Genomic DNA, 19398 nt, shown 5'->3' on the forward strand with positions numbered 1-19398 from the left:
GCCTTGACGAAGATGAACACGCCGATGTCCGCGACCATCTCCTTCTCCCCGCTATGCGGAGAGAAGGAGCCGGCAGGCGGATGAAGGGCACCACCATGCTCTCCAGAAAATTTCTCCGTCGAACAGGCATCGCCGCCGCCTCCCTCGTCGGCATTGCGGCGATCGCTGCCGCTTCTCTCTGGGAACTCGACCGCGCTTTTCCGCCGCCGCTGCCCGGAAGGCTCACCGTCTCCACCGAGGTCCAGGACCGCGACGGCCAGCTGTTGCGCGCCTTCGCCACGCCGGACGGTTACTGGCGGCTCGACACTCATCTCGACCAGGTCGACAAGCAGTTCGTCGACATGCTGGTCACCTATGAAGACAAGCGCTTCTGGGACCATGATGGCGTCGATGTGCTGGCGCTGGCGCGCGCCGCCGGCCAGTTCGCCACCAGCGGCCATATCGTCTCCGGCGGCTCGACCCTGTCGATGCAGCTTGCCCGGCTGATCGAGCCACGCGAAAACCGCAGCCTCGGCTCGAAGATCAAGCAGATGCTGCGTGCCATCCAGATCGAGCGGCGGCTGTCTAAGCAGGAGATCCTCGAACGCTACCTGACCTTGGCGCCCTATGGCGGCAATCTCGAAGGCGTGCGCGCCGCCTCGCTTGCCTATTTCGGCAACGAGCCGAAGCGGCTGACGGTTTCGGAAGCAGCCCTCTTGGTGGCGCTGCCGCAATTGCCGGAAAAGCGCCGGCCCGACCGCAATCTCACCATTGCGCATGCCGCCCGTGACCGCGTGCTGACCCGCATGGTTTCGGCTGGCCTGCTTGGCGAGCGCGAGGCCGCGCGCGCAGCGCTCGATGATGTCTCGGGCTTGCGCCGCAAACTGCCGGCGCTGGCGCCGCACGCCGCCTATGCCATGTTGCCCAAGGCCATACCCGGCAAGCCGCTGCAGCTGACTATCCGCAAAAGCGTCCAGCAAGGACTGGAGCAGGTGGCGCGCGATGCCGCCATCAAGCTTGGGCCGCGCCTCTCCGTCGCCATGGTGATGGCCGATGCCCGCACCGGCGACATCCTCGGCGAAGTCGGTTCGGCCGATTTCTTCGACGCCAGCCGCTCCGGCTGGATCGACATGACCAAGATCGTGCGTTCGCCCGGTTCGACGCTGAAGCCGTTCATCTATGGCCTCGCCTTCGAGCAGGGGCTGGTGGCCCAGGAAATGCTGATCGAGGACAGTCCGGTCGATTTCGGCGGCTACCGGCCAAAGAATTTCGACATGGGCTATCAGGGGGATGTCTCGATCCGCCAGGCGCTGCAGCTGTCGCTCAACGTTCCGGCGATCCGCGTGCTCGACTCGGTCGGCCCGGCACGGCTGATGGCGCGCTTCCGCCAGGCCGGCGTCAGCCCGGTGCTACCGGTCAACGAGGCGCCGGGCCTCGCCATCGGCCTCGGAGGCGTCGGCGTAACGCTGCGCGATCTCGTCCAGCTCTATACCGGCCTCGCCAATGGCGGGAAGGCAAACACGCTGCATGACGGCACCGAGCCGGCCAATGCCGAGCGCACCACCGCCACCATCCTCGACGCCCAGGCGAACTGGCAGATCACCGACATATTGTCGGGCGTAAAGCCGCCCGAGGGCGCCTTGCAGCGCGGCATCGCCTACAAGACCGGCACGTCCTACGGCTATCGCGATGCCTGGTCGGTCGGCTTCGACGGCCGCTACGTGCTGGGTGTTTGGGTCGGCCGCGCCGATGCCGGTGCGGTGCCCGGCCTGTCCGGCTATGTCTCGGCCGCCCCCATCCTGTTCGAGGGCTTCGTCCGTTCAGGCCTCACCGCCGTCCCGTTGCCCAGCCAGCCGGCCGGCGTCGTCAAGGCCAGGCGCGAAGACCTGCCGGTGACATTGGCGCGCTTCGGCGCCGGCGCCGACGGACTGGTGCAGGCAGGCCCGACGGAACCGGCGCCAACGATCATTTTCCCGCCCAACGGCGCCCGCGTCGATCTCGCCACCAATTCCGCCGAGGCCTCGCCGCTGGTGCTGAAACTGCAAGGCGGCCGCGCGCCGTTCCGCTGGCTGGCCAATGGCAAGCCGCTCGTCGGCATCGACCGCCGCCGCACCGCGACCTGGCTGCCCGACGGCGCTGGCTATTCGACGCTCACCGTCATCGACGCCGTGGGACGCGCGGCAAGCGTGAAGGTGTTCGTTGAATAGAGGGCGCCAAGCGGTAAAGGGGATTGGGTTTCTTCGCCTGAAACCCGGCGCGAGGCACCCCCCTCTGGCCTGCCGGCCATCTCCCCCGCAAGGAGGGAGATTGGCAGCTTCGGCGCCGCGCTCATTCAGCAACGTTGAAAATTGGCGAAAGCCGCAGCGACACCTGATCTCCCCCCTTGCGGGGGAGATGGCCGGCAGGCCAGAGGGGGGTGTGCCGAAGCGCTTGCATCGAGGATTGGCCTTAGCCGTATCCATGTTCGTTTCGACTTGCTCCCCCGCCGCCGCCGATCCCCTGCCCGCCGGCTTCGTCCGCCTGGCCGATGTCGATCCCTCGATCCGCCAGGACATCCGCTATGCCGGCCTGGAAAATTTCCTGCATCGCAAGGCCGATGGCTACGACGCCCCAGTCTGCATCCTCACGAAGCAAGCTGCGCAAGCGCTGTCCGGCGTGCAGAAAGCGCTCGCCGCCGACGGCCTGACGCTGGTCGTCTTCGACTGCTACCGCCCGGCCCGCGCCGTTGCCGACATGGGCAAATGGACCAGAGAGGGCGGCCCGCCCGATCCGCAATGGTACCCTCTGGTGCCGCGCGGCGACCTCATCGCCAAGGGCTATATCGGCGAATTGTCCACCCATTCGCGCGGCTCGACCGTCGATGTCGCCATCGCCCGCAGCGACGGCAAGAACAAGTCATCCGCCGCTTGCGGCGCGGCCGGCGCCGGCACGCTCGATTTCGGCACCAGCTTCGACTGTTTCGACCCGGCGAGCGAAACCGCCCATCGCCCATTGGCGGCAGAAGCAGCGGCAAACCGCAAAAAGCTGCTCGACGCCATGCGCGCCGGCGGCTTCAAGAATTATGCGCGCGAGTGGTGGCACTACACGCTTCGGGATGAGCCGTTTCCAAAACTGCGCTTCGATTTTCCCATCACTGCGGGCTGAAGTGCCCGGTGCTACAGCGAGCCTTCCCTCGCTCGGCCTTGCTTCTGCGGTGTCAGCTCCTAGATAGCGTCAAACCGGCCGGATTCGGGTTTAGACCAATATGAGGAAAATATTTCCTTCCGAAACCCAATATCGGCGAAAATTTCCTTCGGGGGGACAAAAAATGCAACGTTGAATGCATCTAATTTCTATCAATTCGATAGAGTTCAGCCGTCATCAACGGAGGCGGAAATGACCAAACCTCATTTCAAGAAACTGCTCGGCGCACTGGTCGCCACATCGATCCAGTTCGGCACGCTCGGTTTCGCGTTTGCCGATACGACCATTCTGAACGTGTCCTACGACCCGACACGCGAACTCTACAAGGCCTATGACGAAGCCTTCGTCGCACACTGGAAGGCCGAGACCGGCGAGACGGTCACCATCCAGCAATCGCATGGCGGCTCCGGCGCCCAGGCCCGCGCCGTGATCGACGGCCTCGATGCCGATGTGGTCACGCTGGCGCTCGAAGGCGACATCAACGCCATCGTCACCAAGTCGAAGAAGATCAACCCGGACTGGCGCAAGAAGTTCGAGAACAATTCGGCGCCGTACACCTCGACCATCATCTTCCTGGTCCGCAAGGGCAACCCGAAGGGCATCCACGACTGGAGCGATCTGGTCAAGGACGGCGTCCAGGTGATCACGCCGAACCCCAAGACCTCCGGCGGTGCCCGCTGGAACTACCTTGCCGCCTGGGCCTATGCCAACGCCAATGATGGCGGCGACGAAGCCAAGAACAAGGAATTCGTCGGCAAGCTCTACGCCAATGCTCCGGTGCTCGACACCGGTGCGCGCGGCTCGACGGTCACCTTCGCGCAAAAAGGCATCGGCGACGTACTGATCGGCTGGGAAAACGACGCCTATCTGGCGCTCAATGAATTCGGCGCCGACAATTTCGAGATCGTCTATCCCCCGACCTCGATCCTGGCCGAGCCGCCGGTGGCGATCGTCGACGCCAATGTCGATGCCAAGGGCACCCGCAAGGTCGCCGAAGCCTATCTCGGCTGGCTCTATTCCAAGGAAGCCCAGACGATCATCGCCAAGAACCACTATCGTCCGGCCAAGCCCGAGCTGGTGGATGCGGCTGACATTCCGAAGACGCCCGAAATCAAGCTGATCTCCATCGACGATCCGCTTTTTGGCGGCTGGAAGAAGGCACAGCCTTATCATTTCGGCGACGGTGGTATATTCGACCAGATCTACAAGCCGGCCCAGTAGGATTTAGATCAGGACGACATGACCATAGCACCCGCCAAGGCGGGGTGGCGATTCAGACAGCCGAGTGTCATTCCGGGTTTCGGATTGACGCTCGGCTTCTCGCTTGCCTACCTCACGCTCATCATCCTCATCCCCCTGTCGGGCCTGATCTGGCGCTCGGCAGCCCTCGGCTGGACCGATTTCTGGGCGATCGCCACCGACCGCCGGACCATCAACGCACTCGAAATCAGCTTCGGCACAGCCTTCATCGCAGCCGCCGTCAACGTCGTCTTCGGCACGCTCGTCGCCTGGGTGCTGGTGCGCTACCGCTTCCCCGGCCGCCGCGTCGTCGACGCCATGGTCGACCTGCCCTTCGCGCTGCCGACCGCGGTCGCGGGCATTGCGCTGACCACTCTTTATGCGCCCAATGGCTGGATCGGCCATCTCCTGGCGCCGCTCGGCATCAAGGTCGCCTACACGCCGCTCGGCATTGTCGTGGCGCTTGTCTTCATCGGCCTGCCGTTTGTCGTGCGCACGGTGCAGCCGATCATGGAGGAGATCGACAAGGAAGTGGAGGAAGCCGCCGCGACGCTCGGCGCCAACCGCTTCCAGATCATCACCCGCATCCTGTTTCCCGGCCTGGCGCCGGCCATCATCACCGGCTTCTCACTCGCCTTCGCGCGCGGCGTCGGCGAATACGGCTCGGTCATCTTCATCGCCGGCAACCTTCCCTACAAGTCGGAGATCGCACCGCTTCTGATCGTCATCCGGCTCGAGGAGTACAATTATCCGGCGGCCACCGCGATCGCGGCGATCATGCTTTTGCTGTCGTTCGTGATGCTGCTGGTCATCAACCTGGCGCAGTCATGGAGTCGCAAGCGCTATGGCTGACCCCGAGATCAAATCCTACGAACCGCATCACGAGAGCCGGTCGGCGGCGGTGACCGAAAGCCGGCCGGTGCGGCTGCTGCTGATGGCGGTGGGCTTCGCCTTCCTCGCCATCTTCCTGCTGCTGCCGCTGATCATCGTCTTCCACGAGGCGCTGGCGAAAGGCATTGGCGCCTACACGGAATCGCTCTCCAATCCCGATACGCGCTCGGCGATCCGGCTGACGCTGCTGGTGGCGGTGATCGCCGTGCCGCTTAACGTCGTCTTCGGCATTTCGGCTGCCTGGGCGATCGCCAAGTTCGAGTTCAAGGGCAAGGCTTTTCTGACCACGCTGATCGACCTGCCCTTCTCGGTCTCGCCGGTCATTTCCGGCCTGGTCTATGTGCTTTTGTTTGGCGCTCAGGGACTGTTCGGTGAATGGCTGAAGGCGCACGGCATCCAGATCTTGTTCGCCGTGCCCGGCATCGTGCTCGCGACCATCTTCGTCACCTTCCCCTTCGTTGCCCGCGAACTGATCCCGCTGATGCAGGAACAGGGCAACGGCGACGAGGAAGCCGCGCTCTCTCTCGGCGCCAATGGCTGGCAGACCTTCTGGTACGTGACGCTGCCCAACGTCAAATGGGGATTGCTCTACGGCGTGCTTCTGTGCAACGCCCGCTCGATGGGCGAATTCGGCGCGGTCTCGGTCGTGTCGGGCCACATACGCGGGCTGACCAACACCATGCCGTTGCATGTCGAAATCCTCTACAACGAGTACAACGCCGTCGGCGCTTTTGCCGTCGCTTCGCTGCTTGCCGGCCTGGCGCTGGTCACGCTGGTCTTGAAAACACTTCTTGAGATGCGCTACGGCGCCGAGATCGCCGCGACGCGCGGACATTAGATGCATGTCGCCCAAAAGTGTGAAGCGGTTTTGGGATAACGACATGCATCCACTAAAAAGGGACATTTGATGGAAGTTCGCGTTGCCAACGTACGCAAGGAGTTTGACCGGTTTCCGGCCCTCCATGACGTATCGCTTGACATCAAATCGGGTGAGCTGATCGCGCTGCTTGGGCCATCCGGCTCCGGCAAGACGACGCTGCTGAGGCTTATCGCCGGCCTGGAGCGGCCGACGCGCGGAAAGATCTTCTTCGGCGACGAGGACGCCTCGCACCGCTCGATCCAGGAGCGCAATGTCGGCTTCGTCTTCCAGCACTATGCGCTCTTCCGGCACATGACGGTCGCCGACAATATCGGCTTCGGCCTCAAGGTGCGGCATGGACCGTCGCGACCACCGGCGGCCGAAATCCGCCGACGCGCCTCCGAACTGCTCGATCTCGTTCAGCTTTCCGGCCTGGAAAAGCGCTATCCGGCGCAACTTTCGGGTGGCCAGCGCCAGCGCGTGGCGCTCGCCCGGGCCATGGCCATCGAGCCCAAGGTGCTGTTGCTCGACGAGCCGTTCGGCGCGCTCGATGCGCAGGTGCGCCGGGAACTGCGCCGCTGGCTGCGCGAGATCCATGACCGTACCGGCCACACCACCGTCTTCGTCACCCACGACCAGGAAGAGGCGCTCGAGCTTGCCGACCGCGTCGTGGTGATGAGCCAGGGCCGCATCGAGCAGGTCGGCTCCGCCGACGAGATCTACGACACGCCGAACTCGCCCTTCGTCTACTCCTTCATCGGCGAATCGAGCATGCTGCCGGTCAAGGTTGAGAATGGCGAGATCTGGCTCGCCGACCGTCCGATCGGCGTGTCGGCGCCGCACGCACCCGAGGGCGATGCGACGCTGTACTTCCGCCCGCACGATATCGAACTGCTCGACGGCTGCAGCGGCTGCATCGCCGGCACGGTCGCCGCCAGCCGCCGCGTCGCCGGCACAAGACGCGTCGAACTGGAAATCGGCGGCGAGCGCCAGCGCGTCGAGATCGAACTGCCTGTGGACCATCCTGCGGCGCAGAAGAGCCGGGTGGCGTTCAGGCCGAGGCGCTGGAAGCTTTTCCCGGCGGCATAGACATCGATCCGGCGCTACTCCAGCCAGTTCTCGACCGTCAGGCCCTTGATCCGACGGAACTCGGTGTTGGCCGTCACCAGTGTCGTCCCCAACACACAGGCATGGGCAGCAATGAAAAGATCATTGTGGCCGATTGGCTGGCCTCTGGCCTCCAGCTCGGCACGAAGTGCTCCGTATTCGTTATCCATCGGCACATCGAGCGGCAACACAGGAACCTCGGCGAGCAATTCCTCCACCTTGGCGAGCAGCTTGGCCGATTTCTTGCGGGCGCAGCCATAACGCAGCTCCGAGGCGACAACGATGCTGGTGCACAGGGCACCGTCTCCCGCGCGAACCGCCGCACTGGCAGCCTTGCCGGCAGGGTTTCGGATCATGTCGCTGAGAATGTTGGTGTCCAGCATGAACCGAATCAAAAGATATCCTCAGGCCCCACGGGCGCATCATGGATCTCGGGAAAGTCGTCTTCAGGACCAAGCGGCGGCTCTTTCGACCATTGGGTGAGCAAGGCGGTGAGGCCTGGTTGACGGACCGGCTCGATGATCAGCCGGTCGCCATCGCGGCTGATCAGGACCTTCTCGCCAGGCAGCTCGAATTCGACAGGGATGCGAACCGCCTGACTGCGGTTGTTGCGAAACAACTTCGCCTCCCTGGACGGTGGTATTGAGTGACGGTGCTGCGGCATGGCAGCCTCCCCTGTCTGTTCCACTTGTATATGCCATTTGTATATGCCACTCGGCCTCGAATTGCAAACCACAGAAAACCCCAACGCATCGGCATTTCGGCTGGAATGAAATTTCGCCGATAACCTGCTTCAGCGATTTCTTTTTCGCTGCAACGCCATACGTCTGCCCCGTGTGCCTCGCAGTACACCCTCCGGCCCAGCTATGTTCTGGCAACGCATTGCACATCGGAGCCTGTTTTCATGAAGCGATTTTTCCTCAGCGTCGCCACTGTCGCCGGCCTGATCCTCGCCTGTTCGCAGGCCTGGTCGGCCGACAAATTGCTCAACGCTTCCTATGATGTCGGCCGCGAATTGTTCGCCCAGGTGAACAAGGCTTTCGTCGCCGGCCATCCGGGCTTCACCGTCGACCAGTCGCACGCCGGCACCTCAGCGCAAGCGCGCGCCATTGCCGAAGGCCTCGGCGCCGATGTCGTCACCTTCAACCAGGTCACCGACATCGACTTTCTGGTCAAGAAAGGCCTCGTCTCCGCCGACTGGCAGAAGGATTTCCCCGACAACGCCTCGCCCTTCTATTCGCTCCCATCCTTTCTCGTCCGCGCGGGCAACCCCAAGCACATCAAGGACTGGAACGACCTCGTGCGCGACGACGTGCAGGTGATCTTCCCCAACCCCAAGACGTCGGGCAATGCGCGCTACACCTATCTGGCCGCAACCGCCTACGCCAAGGAAGCCTTCAAGGGCGACGACGCCAAGGTGAAGGAGTTCGTCACCAAGCTGTTCAACAACGTGCCGATCTTCGACACCGGCGGGCGCGCCGCCACCACCACCTTCGTGCAGCGCGAGATCGGCGACGTGCTGATCACCTTCGAGTCGGAAACGCGCGGCATCCGCAAGGAGTATGGCAACGACAAGTTCGAACAGGTCACGCCAACGGTCAGCCTGCTCGCCGAATTCCCGGTGGCGATCGTCGACAAGGTCGCCGACGAGCACGGCAGCCGTGACCTCGCCAAGACCTATCTCGACTTCCTCTACACGCCCGAGGGCCAGACCATCGCGGCTGAAAATGGCCTGCGCGCCCGCAACGCTGAAGTCGCGGCAAAATACAAGGCCGACTTCCCCGATGTCCGCCTGCTGACGGTGGAAGACGTCTTTGGCGGCTGGGACAAGGTACAGAAGGAGCACTTCGCCGCCGGCGGTCTGCTCGACCAGACCTATGGCAGCCGCTGATATCAGCAGCGTTCGACCTCACCTCACAAGAAAGCCGGCGCTTTGCCGGCTTTTTTGATTTCGCGCGCCGACAAACGGCTTTCAGGCGGAATCTGTCGCGATCGGCGAAAAGCGTTACAAAGAATCAACGCCTTTGTGCCTAACGTCTCAACCGGGCGGCTTGTTCTACGCGAAACCGGGTTGTTCAGGCGAAACGTCATGATTTGCACACAAACAACCGCCAGATGCGGGTGGTTGGGGTTTTCATGAACTGAAGCGGGCATGCTTACCAAAAAAGGCAAATACGGCCTCAAGGCCCTCGTGCATCTTTCCGGCCTGCCGGTCGGCCAGCTTGCATTCGTCAACGACATCGCGATCGCCAACAACATCCCGAAGAAATTTCTGGATGCCATTCTGGGCGAGCTGCGCAATGCCGGTTTCGTCCTCAGTCGCAAGGGCAAGGAAGGCGGTTATCGCCTCGCCCGGCCGGCTTCCGAAATCAAGATCGGCCACGTCGTGCGCGTGCTGGACGGCCCGCTCGCTCCCATACCCTGCGCCAGCCGCACGCAATACCAGCGCTGCGAGGATTGCGACGAGGCGACCTGCCAGGTCCGGCACATGATGCTGGAAGTGCGCCAGGCGATCGCCGAAGTGCTGGACAATCGCAGCCTCGCCGCCATGCGCGACGCCGACAATGATGATTTTCCGGTCGAGCTGACATCGCAGATCTAAATTAGAGCATGGTCCCGAAAAGTGGGAACCGGTTTTCGGACAAGATCATGCTCAAATGAGAGTCCTCAGACCAGGCCGAGCTTGCCGGCCAGGCCGACGCGCTGGATCTTGCCTGTGGGACCCTTGGGTATCTCCTGAAGAAACAAGATGTGGCGCGGCACCTTGAACTCGACAATGCGGCTGCGCGCGAAATCGCGTATCTCATCGGCGTCGGCGATGGCGCCCTCGGCCAGCACGATAGCCGCACCCACCTCCTCGCCGAGCATGGCATGCGGCACGGCGAAGGTCACCGCCTGCGCCACCAGCGGATGATCGAGCAGCACATTGTCGACCTCGAGCGGCGAGATCTTTTCGCCGCCGCGGTTGATGATCTCCTTCAGCCGCCCGGTGATCTTCAGATCGCCATCCTCGTCGATGAGACCCTGGTCGCCGGTGCGGAACCAGCCATCGCTGAAGGCAGCTTCATTGGCCACCGGATTGTCGAGATAGCCATCATGGATGTTGGCGCCGCGCACCGCGATCTCGCCCTTTTCACCCGCCGGCAGGATCGTCCCCTTGTCGTCCAGGATCGTCACCTGCGGACCCGCAGGCAGGCCGACCGAGCCTGGCTTGCGGCGTGCCGGCGGCAGGCCGTTGGATGTCATCTGGTGCGCCGCCTCGGTCATGCCATAGGCCTCGACCACCGGACAGCCGAAGACGCGCTCGAGGTCGCGGAACACGGTGTCGGGAAGCGCTGCCGAAGACGAGCGGATGAAGCGCAGCCGCGCAGCCGCGATGGTTTCGCCATTGCGGGCGGCGCGCGCCAGGATCGCCTGATGCATGGTCGGCACCGCGCTGTACCAGCTCGGCCGGAAATCGCCCAGCCAGCCGTAGAATTTGAGCGGGTTGAAGCCCGGCGTGCAGACAACAGCGCCGCCGACTGCCAGCTGTGCGCTGAGCGCCGCCATCAGCCCGTGAATGTGGAACAGCGGCATCACGTTGAGACACATATCGTTTGCCGACAGCGCCAGGGTGCTGGCGATGTTGGCCATCGATGCCTGCAGATTGCGCTGCCGCAAGCCGACGATCTTCGGTCGCGCCGTGGTTCCCGATGTGTGCAGGACAAGCGCGAAATCGTCGGGTCCGTTGAACTGCATATCGTCGAGGCGAGCCTCGCTGGCAGCCTCCACCTCGGCGTCGCCCGCCAGCAGAAACTCGCCAGCCTTGGCGCCGTCAGTCACGACGACGTCGAGCACCGCAATGCCGAGCCCCTTTGCGGCGTTGCGCGCGGCATCGCCCATGCCTTGTCCGCACAGCAGCAGCTTCACATCGAGATCGCCGAGATAGAAGCGGAATTCGTCTTCGCCGTAAGCCGGATTGAGCGGCGCCGCCGTCGCCAACGCCGAGACCGCCAGGAAACAGGCCGCCGTTTCCGGGCCGTTGGGCAAGACGATGCCGACGGCCGTGCCGCGGGCAACGCCACGCCTGGCGAGATCGCCGCAGAGCTTGTCGACAAGATTGGCGAGGCCGGCAAAGCTCAGGGACGGCCGGTCCGGCGCCATCAGCGCCACCGCAGCCGGCCGCCAGGGCGCCAGTTGGGGAAGTGCTACCGATAGGGCCTGTTTCAAGTTCGAACCCTGAATGGCGTTCACCATGGCCTTGCCGGCGCCGATTGCGCGCCCGTGGCAGACGCAGTAAAGCGATTTCCGGACGCACGCAAGAACAGGTGGACACCGATCGGATGAGGCTGCCGTGGTTGGGAAAATCCCGGAAAGCCGACCGGACACCATCTTCCGCCGTCATTTATCATACGGAAATCATCGCCGACATCCTGGTGCCCGAACGCGCCGAGCATGTCCGCTTCTTCAGCCGCAAGCAGGTCCGCGCCGGCAAGTTGCGCACCTTCAACAACAGGGATTTCCGCGAGCTGCTGCTGGCCGCCTTCTATCTCGGGGTCGCGGCATTGCTGCCGGTCAATTGGTGGGCCGCGATCTGCAGTCGCATATCGGGGCTGCGCCTCAAGCGCCATATCCGCAAGGATTTCGTGCGCTACGCCGCCGCGACGCGCGCCGTGCTCGGCAATGGCATCGATGCGCAAAGGCAGTTCAGGGCCTTGCTCTGCGCCAACCACCGCCGGCGTTTGCTGCTTGCCGCGCATCTCATCGGCCGCCGCTGGTCACCTGATATCCGGCTGGAGGGCCTGGAAGGCCTGCAAGCGGCGCTGAAGCGCGGCCACGGCGCTATCATCTGGTGCGATCAGTTCACGGCACAGACCATCATCGGCAAACGCGCTCTCCATGAGGCCGGTATCGAGACACACCAGCTCAGCGTCAGGGCTCACGGCATATCCGATTCGACCTTCGGCTTGCGCTTCCTGAACCCGCCGATGGTTCGGGTCGAGAACCGTTTCCTGAAAAGCCGGATCGTGTTCGACCGCAGCGACGCCTACCAGGTCACCGGCCGGATCCAGAAGATCCTTGGCAGCAACGGCGTCGTATTGGTGACCAACACCGTGCATGCCGGCTCGACATTCACCGAAGTCGGCCTTGGCGAGAGCGGCTGGACTCACCTCGCCTCGGCGCCGACGAATTTCGCTGCCAGAGGCAAGGCGGCGCTGTTTTCCATGTCGACCTTCGAGACCGATCCGTTCCGCCAATACCGCGCCGTCCTAAGTCCCGAACTGGTGCCGGCCCCGGCAGAGGCCGGCGAGCGCGCGGCCAGAGCCGGCGCCAAGAACATGGCGCTGCAGGCCGAGTACATATTGCTCAAGCGCGACCGCTTGCTGGAGGCGCTGAAACTCTATCCCGAGCAAATGATGGTCTGGTCCGGCGCCGACCGGTTCACCGAACGACCGGAAACCGCCTTGCCCGACGAGGGTGGTTCATGATTTTGCGCCGGCCAGCAGGCTGGCAACGGCGGTGACGATCTCAGCCACTGGAAGTGTGGCGTCGGCCGTCAGCGCCCGCTCGTCGGCGCCAGGCGGCTCAAGGATGGCGAACTGGCTTTCGACCAGGCTTGCCGGCATGAAATGGCCCTTGCGGTTGGCGACACGCTGCTTGGCGGTTGCGGGATCGATCTTCAGATAGATGAAATCGATATCCCGGCGGAAGCCACGCAGACGATCGCGGTAGCTGCGCTTCAGCGCCGAGCAGGCGGCAACCACGCTTTGGCCGCTGCCGGTCAGGTCGGCGATCCGCTCGCCGATGGCATCGAGCCAGCCCTCACGCAGTTGATCTGTGAGCGGCTCGCCGCTCGCCATGCGGGCGACGTTTTCGGGTGGGTGCAGCCTGTCGCCTTCGACAAAGACGGCCCCTTCCTCTGCTGCCAATGCTTTGCCGACAGCCGATTTTCCGCAGCCGGCGACGCCCATCACCACAATGGCCCGAGGCACTGAGCCGGTAGCGCCCATTGGCGCCTTTGCGGTCTTTTCGTCCATGGTCAGCGGCTTGCCGGCGCGCGGCCGTAGAGCAGGAGCATGGCGACGATGACCAGGCCATAGACGATCTGCCGCCCCGCCTCCGGCATCTGCATGACCGAGAGTATGGACTGCAGGAGGGTGATCAGAATGACACCGGCGACGGTGCCGAGATAGGAGCCGCGGCCACCCAGGATGGAGGTGCCGCCCAGAACCACGGCGGCGATCGACGGCAGGAGATAGGCATCGCCCATCGATTGCGCCGCCTTGGAGGCATAGCCGGCGAGAAGCACTCCGCCAAAGGCGGACAGCCCGCCTGAGATAGCGAAGGCGATCATCACCACGCGCCTTGTATCGATGCCGGAGAGATAGGCGGCACGCTCGCGGTTGCCGATGCCGTAGACGGTGCGGCCGAAGCTGGTGCGGGACAGCACGAACACCATCGCGGCACCAATCAGGGCCCAGATGATGACGGCGTTAGGCACGCCTGGAATGGTAAAACCTGTCGCAAGATAGCGCATGGCGCCGGTGGCCGAATCCTGTGGCGAGTAGCCGCCGGTATAAACGACCATGAGCCCCTGAGCGACAGCGTTGGTTGCGAGCGTGATGATCATCGAGGGTATGCGCAGATAGGCGACGCCAAAGCCGTTGACGATGCCGATCAGCACCCCGCAGAAGATGCCGAACGGGATGGCCAGCGCCACACCGATCGGGCCATAGGCCGCAGCCGCACACGCCATCATCGCGCCCGCCGCCACCGCCCACGGCACCGACAGGTCGATCTGGCCTAGCAGGATGACCAGCATCATGCCTGTGGCGATGACGCCGAGGAACGAGGCCACCTTGAGCTGCTGCAAGAGATATTCAGGCGACAGAAAGCTCCTGGAATAGAGGCTGCCTAGGAACAGCAACAGCACGATGCAGGCGAAGGCCGTCAGCACCGCCGGATCGGCGCGGCGGATGAATTTCGGCATGCGGCCGGCTATGCCGCCCAACGTCGTTTCGCTCACAGGAACCACTCCAGCCGGTTGCGGACCCGAAACAGTGCGAAGGCGCCGAGGCTGACCGCAACCAGCAGGATAACGCCCTGGAACAGTGGCTGCCATAGCGGGTCGAAATCGAACACGAACAACAGGTCGCCGATGGTGCGGAAGGCCAGCGCGCCGAAGATGGCGCCGATGGCGCTGCCTTTGCCGCCGAACAGCGAGACGCCGCCCAGCACCACCGCGGCAATCGAAAACAGCGTATAGGCGTTGCCACTGGCATAGGCTGCATCGCCGGTATAGGTGAAGAAGGTCAGGAACAGTCCGCCGATCGCGGCCAACAGGCCTGCGAGCGCGTAGGCAGCGAACTTGCCGCGCCTTATCGGCACACCGGACATGTAGGCCGCCGTCTCCGAGGATCCGGCCGCATAGGCCGCGCGCCCGAGCACCGAGCGGCTGAACGGTACCCAGACCACGAGCACGACGGCGAGCAGCACGACCAGGCTCGCCGGCACCACGCCCAACAGGCGTCCGGTCAGCGCGTCGGCGAGACCTTCGTTGACCGAACCGCCGGGAAACGGCCTCAGCAGCAGCGCGATGCCGAAATAGACCGCACCCGTGGCGATCGTGGCGACGATCGGCTGCAGGCGGCCGTAGATGACGATGGCGCCGTTGATCGCCCCGCACAGGAACCCGGTGCCGAGCACGGCGATGACGCCGAAAGCGGTCTCGAGGCCGGTGCCGATGACTAGCCAGGAGGCGAGGCAATTGGTCAGCGTGAAGATCATGCCGACGGAGAGGTCGATGCCGGCGGTGATCACGACCAGTGTCTGCGCCATGGCGACGAAGGCGAGCAGCACGCCCTTGTTGGACGCCGTCTGCACGACATTGGCGGTGAAGCCCGCCGGATGGTTCGAGGTGTAGATGACGAACATGACAATGAATATGCCGAGTGCCATCAGTGTTCCGCGCTGCTCGGCCAGCCAGTAGCGCCACTCTTTCACGCGTCCGCTCCCTGTCTTGCGCCGGCATCGTCTCTCGCGCCGTCATCGCCGTGGATGTTGAGCGCGCTTGCAATGAGCGCCCGCTCGGTGATCTCGGCCCCGACCAGCTCGCGCTTGACCGCGCCGTCATAGAGCACCAGCACGCGGTCGCAGCAGCCGATCAGTTCGTCATAGTCGGTCGAATAGAACAGGATCGCCGCCCCCGCATCCGCCAGCTTGCGCATCAGTTGATAGAGTTCCTGCTTGGTGCCGACGTCGATGCCGCGCGTCGGATCGTTGAGCAGGATGATACGCGGCTGGCGCATCAGCCATTTGGCGATGACCACCTTCTGCTGGTTGCCCCCCGACAGCGCACCGACCGGAATGTCGAGGCCGGCCGTCTTGATCGCCAGCAGCCCGACCATGTCGTCGATCAGCCGCTGTTCGGCGGCGCGGTCGATGATGCCGGCCTTGGACAGCCGGTCTAGGGCGGCAAAGGAGAGGTTCTCGCGCACCGTCATCGGCAGCATCAGGCCTTCGGTCTTGCGGTCCTCCGGGATCAGCGCCATGCCGATGCGGTCGTCGCGCGCCGCTTGGGGGCTGGCGATCGAAACAGGCTTGCCGTCGATAAGGATCTGGCCGCCGAGGCCGCGCAGCACACCGAAAAAGGCAAGCAGCAATTCGCGCTGGCCCTGGCCGTCCAGGCCGCCAAGGCCGACGACCTCGCCTGCCCCGACCGTCAGCGAGACATTGTCCAGCCGGTCCGTCCAGGACAGCTTGCGCGCCTCCAGCACAGGAACGGCGGCGGCTGCGGTGCGCGCGGGTTTGGGCGGGAAAATATGGCTGTATTCGCGCCCGATCATCAGTTCGACGACTTCGTTGTCGCTCTTTGTGCCTGCCTTGTAGCTGGCGACATTGCGGCCGTTGCGAAACACCGTGCAGTGGTCGGCAAGCTCGGCGATCTCGTTCATGCGGTGCGAAATGTAAAGCAGCGCCAACCCTTCCGAGCGCAACCGCTTGAGCACGCTGAATATCCTGGCGACGTCCGTCGCGGTCAGCGCCGAGGTCGCCTCGTCGAGGATCAGGATGCGCGGCTTCCTGGCCAATGCCTTGGCAATCTCGACCATCTGTCTTCTTGAAAGCGGAAGATCCTTGACCAGCGCCAATGGATGGATATCGGCCGCACCTGCGCGTGCCAGCGCATCCTCGGCAATGCGGCGCTGCGCCTTGCGGTCGATCATGCCGAAACGCTTCGGCGGATCGGAGATGACGATGTTGTCGGCAACGCTGAGTTCGGGAACCAGCGACAGCTCCTGGAAGATGCAGACGATGCCGGACTTGTTTGCAACAGCAGGCGAAGCGAACGTCACCTCGCCGCCGTTCAGCATCATGCGGCCTTCGTCGGGCGCGACGACGCCCGCCATGACCTTGATCAGCGTCGATTTGCCGGCGCCGTTTTCGCCGAGAATGGCGTGGATGCTACCGGACGCGACCGAAAGCTCGGCCTTTTCCAGCGCCCGCACACCACCATAGCGCTTGGATATGCCTTCCATCCGGAAGAGCGGAACCGCACCGTCCATCGGCCCTCCCGAGGCAGTTTGACTTCAAGGGATATCGAGTGGCCGGCGCCGCGGAGATCCCGCGGCGCCGGATATGCCGCCTATTGGTCAGCCCTATTGGTCAGCTTTGGTCTGGCCCATGATTTCCTGCGCGGTGAAATTGATGCCGCAGGTCGGGAAGGAATTGCCGACGAAGAAATTGTCGGACTGGTCGGGGAAGAAATCCTGACCGGCCTTGAAGTTCGGATCCTCGACGATCGCCAGCGGCAGTTTCACCGCCTGCGGCACGACGTTGCCTTCGAGCGCGGCAATCGCCGTCTTGATGGCGACCGCGACCTGCGCCGGACCGGTGCCGGCCGATGAGCATTTCAGCCCGTCACCGGCATGTGCCGCGCAGAACTTGCGGAAACCGTTCTCGGTCTCCCCGCCGAACGGCACGAAAGCATGCTTGGCATCGATCATCGCCTGCACGATGCCGGTGTCGCCGCCTTGCCCGGTGATTCCGTCGAACGGACCGTTGGTGGCAATGGCGTCGGCCGTGGCCTTCTGTGCCACGCCGTCGTCCCATTTGCCGACCACCTCGGTGACGTCCCATTTCTTGCCGGAGGCATCGAGCGCTTCATGGATTCCGTTGTGACGGTCGGTGTCGACGGAAGTCCCGGCAACGCCGCGCACTTCGAGCACCTTGCCGCCATTCGGCACATGGCCGACCAGCCATTTGCCCCACAATTCGCCAAGGCCCTTCTGGTCGACATTGACGTTGATGGCGTCCTTGGTATCGAGAATATTGTCGAAGGCGACGAGGATGACGCCAGCTTCCTTGGCGCGCTTGATGACCGGCCCGAAAGCGGTCGGGTTCTGGGCGTTGACGACGATCGCATCATAGCCGGAATCGATGAAGTTGTTGATCGCCGAAATCTGAGCCGGCACGTCCTCGCCGGTCGAGACGACCTTGAATTCCTTCAGTTTCGCGGCGACCTCCGGCTGGGCCGCATAGGCCTTGGCGGTCTGCACCATCTGGATGCGCCAAGTGTTGGCGATATAGCCATTGGCGAGCGCGATGCGGTATGGGCCGTCTTTCTTGGGGAACTTGAAGAACTGCGTATCGGCCGCCCAGGGCGCAAAGCAATCCGGCTCAGCCGACGGTCCCTTGACGACTTCTGGGTCGGCCATGGCCGACGAACTCAGCATGACGAATGCAGTGGCGGCAACGATGCCACCAACAAGTGACTTGATCATCGATATTCCTCCCAGTTGTAGTTTTGTTTGCTGCTGCTTATTTATTTGATGCAATTTGTCGTGGTGTGGTTTCCACGCCTGCCGAAGGCCCTCCAGCCTGGCCGGCGCCACGTCTCAAGGGCCCGAAGCCGGCCCGATCCCCTCCCCCTCGCCGCTTCACAGGCGAGAAACGAAACTAGCATATTATACATAATAAACAAGCATGAGCTGTTGCTTATGTATAATAAACAGGGCGGCCTTTCATCAAAACGTCTGCCCGACGAAAATGGTAGCGCTACCATCACGTTGTGTAAAGCACCATTTGCTGAGGCCGCCAAAGCCTGTTCAGCGTGCGGTGCTCTCGCGGGGCTTGAGTTCGAAACCGAGATCGACGACCCGCTGCTCAGGCCTTCGTCCTGCGATCGCCGCCAGCGCCATGGCGACAGACCGACGGCCGATTTCATAGCGAGGGGTGCGGATACTGGTGAGCGGCGGGAACGCCGCCTGCATCATTTCGAGGTCGTTGAAGCCGACAATGCCGATTGTTTTCGGCACGTTGAGCGCGGCGCTATGGCATTCGAACAAAACGCCGAGCGCGATGTCGTCATTGTTGCAGAAGACGCCGTCGAGCGCCGGCATCTTGGCCAGCGCATCGCGAAGCAGCTCGCGGCCGAGCGTCACGCTGGACAGTAGCGGCGTGGTGGTGACCAGCCGGGGGTCGAACAGGCCGGCCTTCTCCATTGCCGCGCGATAGCCGGCAAGCCGCCGCTGCGAGCGCGGGTCCATGCGTGCGCCGATGAAGCCGATCCGCCGGTAGCCGGCCTCGATCAGATGCTCGGTCGCGGTGCGGCCGCCGTCAAAATGCGAGAAGCCGACCAGCATGTCGACCGGATCGGACCCGGTCTCCATCACCTGCACCACCGGGCAGCCCGCGCTCTCCAGCAGTTTTCGCGAGGTCGGCGTCTGGTCGATGCCGGCCACGATCAGCGCCGCCGGGCGCTGCGGTGCGAACACCTGCAGCAGGCGCTCCTCCTCGAGGCCGGAATAATGGGTGTTGCCGAGCTGGACGCGGAACGGGCCGTCCGACAGGCTGTCATAGATGCCGCGCACCACTTCGGCGAAGACGTTGTTGGTCAGCGACGGCACCAGCACGCCGAACACATCGGCGCGCGCCGAGGCCAGCGCCCGTGCATTGGGATCCGGGACATAACCGAGTTCGTCGACGGCGGCCTGGATCTGGCGCCGCAGATCTTGGCTGACGCGTTCCGGTTCGCGCAGCGCCCGCGACACGGTGATGGCGCCGACGCCGGCCTTGCGCGCAACATCTGATAGGGTCGGGCGGCCGCCGCCGCGACGCGAGCGCGGCTTGGTCATGGACATCCTCCACGTGCCGGGCCCCGG

The 19398-nt window shown here is 63.7% G+C and carries 18 protein-coding genes; 9 read left to right on the forward strand and 9 right to left on the reverse strand.

Going from position 1 to position 19398, the window contains the following annotated elements; all coding sequences use genetic code 11:
- Positions 1–80: 80 nt before the first annotated feature.
- From pbpC to ACYG9V_RS24800, 6 genes are all read left to right on the forward strand, one after another.
- On the forward strand, positions 81–2186 hold the full coding sequence (gene pbpC / locus ACYG9V_RS24775; protein ID WP_031247064.1) for a penicillin-binding protein 1C: 2106 nt from the start codon (positions 81–83) through the stop codon (positions 2184–2186).
- 253 nt (positions 2187–2439) lie between these two features.
- On the forward strand, positions 2440–3123 hold the full coding sequence (locus tag ACYG9V_RS24780) for a M15 family metallopeptidase (RefSeq protein ID WP_352463501.1): 684 nt from the start codon (positions 2440–2442) through the stop codon (positions 3121–3123).
- A gap of 231 nt (positions 3124–3354) precedes the next feature.
- Positions 3355–4383 carry a sulfate ABC transporter substrate-binding protein gene (locus tag ACYG9V_RS24785; RefSeq protein WP_023673082.1) on the forward strand — a complete coding sequence of 343 codons (1029 nt, stop codon included), beginning with the start codon at positions 3355–3357 and terminating at the stop codon, positions 4381–4383.
- An 18-nt stretch (positions 4384–4401) separates the two neighbouring features.
- On the forward strand, positions 4402–5253 hold the full coding sequence (gene cysT, locus ACYG9V_RS24790) for a sulfate ABC transporter permease subunit CysT (protein ID WP_023687973.1): 852 nt from the start codon (positions 4402–4404) through the stop codon (positions 5251–5253).
- Positions 5246–6130 carry a sulfate ABC transporter permease subunit CysW gene (cysW, locus tag ACYG9V_RS24795; RefSeq protein ID WP_023673080.1) on the forward strand — a complete coding sequence of 295 codons (885 nt, stop codon included), beginning with the start codon at positions 5246–5248 and terminating at the stop codon, positions 6128–6130. Before cysT ends, cysW begins: the two co-directional genes overlap by 8 nt.
- A gap of 69 nt (positions 6131–6199) precedes the next feature.
- On the forward strand, positions 6200–7240 hold the full coding sequence (locus tag ACYG9V_RS24800; RefSeq protein WP_023673079.1) for a sulfate/molybdate ABC transporter ATP-binding protein: 1041 nt from the start codon (positions 6200–6202) through the stop codon (positions 7238–7240).
- Positions 7241–7254: 14 nt separating this feature from the next.
- On the opposite strand, the gene ACYG9V_RS24805 is transcribed toward ACYG9V_RS24800, so the two are convergent.
- A complete protein-coding gene (locus ACYG9V_RS24805) occupies positions 7255–7641 on the reverse strand; it encodes a PIN domain-containing protein (protein ID WP_460222025.1) in 387 nt (128 codons plus the stop codon).
- A gap of 8 nt (positions 7642–7649) precedes the next feature.
- The gene (locus ACYG9V_RS24810; RefSeq protein WP_352765038.1) at positions 7650–7922 is read right to left on the reverse strand and encodes an antitoxin; all 273 of its coding nucleotides are present in this window, start codon (positions 7920–7922) and stop codon (positions 7650–7652) included.
- Between the two features lie 240 nt (positions 7923–8162).
- Here ACYG9V_RS24810 and ACYG9V_RS24815 point away from each other — a divergent pair, with 240 nt between their 5' ends.
- A complete protein-coding gene (locus ACYG9V_RS24815) occupies positions 8163–9149 on the forward strand; it encodes a sulfate ABC transporter substrate-binding protein (RefSeq protein ID WP_023744562.1) in 987 nt (328 codons plus the stop codon).
- A gap of 261 nt (positions 9150–9410) precedes the next feature.
- Positions 9411–9860 carry an RrF2 family transcriptional regulator gene (locus ACYG9V_RS24820; RefSeq protein WP_023673075.1) on the forward strand — a complete coding sequence of 150 codons (450 nt, stop codon included), beginning with the start codon at positions 9411–9413 and terminating at the stop codon, positions 9858–9860.
- A gap of 65 nt (positions 9861–9925) precedes the next feature.
- Here ACYG9V_RS24820 and ACYG9V_RS24825 read toward each other — a convergent pair whose 3' ends face one another.
- Positions 9926–11467 (reverse strand): acyl--CoA ligase, encoded by a 1542-nt coding sequence (locus ACYG9V_RS24825; RefSeq protein ID WP_460222026.1) that lies wholly within the window; start codon positions 11465–11467, stop codon positions 9926–9928.
- Positions 11468–11580: 113 nt separating this feature from the next.
- On the opposite strand from ACYG9V_RS24825, the gene ACYG9V_RS24830 reads away from it, so the two are divergent.
- Entirely contained in the window at positions 11581–12726 is a 1146-nt protein-coding gene (locus tag ACYG9V_RS24830) for a hypothetical protein (RefSeq protein ID WP_352518725.1), read from the forward strand.
- Here the strand turns inward: ACYG9V_RS24830 and ACYG9V_RS24835 are convergent.
- The 6 genes from ACYG9V_RS24835 to gntR form a co-directional block, all read right to left on the reverse strand.
- Positions 12721–13275 (reverse strand): gluconokinase, encoded by a 555-nt coding sequence (locus ACYG9V_RS24835; protein WP_023673072.1) that lies wholly within the window; start codon positions 13273–13275, stop codon positions 12721–12723. The two genes, ACYG9V_RS24830 and ACYG9V_RS24835, sit on opposite strands and share 6 nt — an antisense overlap.
- A gap of 2 nt (positions 13276–13277) precedes the next feature.
- Positions 13278–14264, reverse strand: a complete 987-nt coding sequence (locus ACYG9V_RS24840; protein WP_023673071.1) for an ABC transporter permease — start codon at positions 14262–14264, stop codon at positions 13278–13280.
- Entirely contained in the window at positions 14261–15241 is a 981-nt protein-coding gene (locus ACYG9V_RS24845; RefSeq protein ID WP_023733121.1) for an ABC transporter permease, read from the reverse strand. Before ACYG9V_RS24845 ends, ACYG9V_RS24840 begins: the two co-directional genes overlap by 4 nt.
- Entirely contained in the window at positions 15238–16800 is a 1563-nt protein-coding gene (locus ACYG9V_RS24850; RefSeq protein WP_352765034.1) for a sugar ABC transporter ATP-binding protein, read from the reverse strand. Before ACYG9V_RS24850 ends, ACYG9V_RS24845 begins: the two co-directional genes overlap by 4 nt.
- A gap of 93 nt (positions 16801–16893) precedes the next feature.
- A complete protein-coding gene (locus tag ACYG9V_RS24855; RefSeq protein WP_023682221.1) occupies positions 16894–18018 on the reverse strand; it encodes a sugar ABC transporter substrate-binding protein in 1125 nt (374 codons plus the stop codon).
- A 324-nt stretch (positions 18019–18342) separates the two neighbouring features.
- Positions 18343–19371, reverse strand: coding sequence for an HTH-type transcriptional regulator GntR (gntR, locus tag ACYG9V_RS24860; RefSeq protein WP_023746968.1), 1029 nt, complete (start codon positions 19369–19371; stop codon positions 18343–18345).
- Positions 19372–19398 lie beyond the last annotated feature (27 nt).

The organism is Mesorhizobium sp. W016, assembly GCF_054719485.1.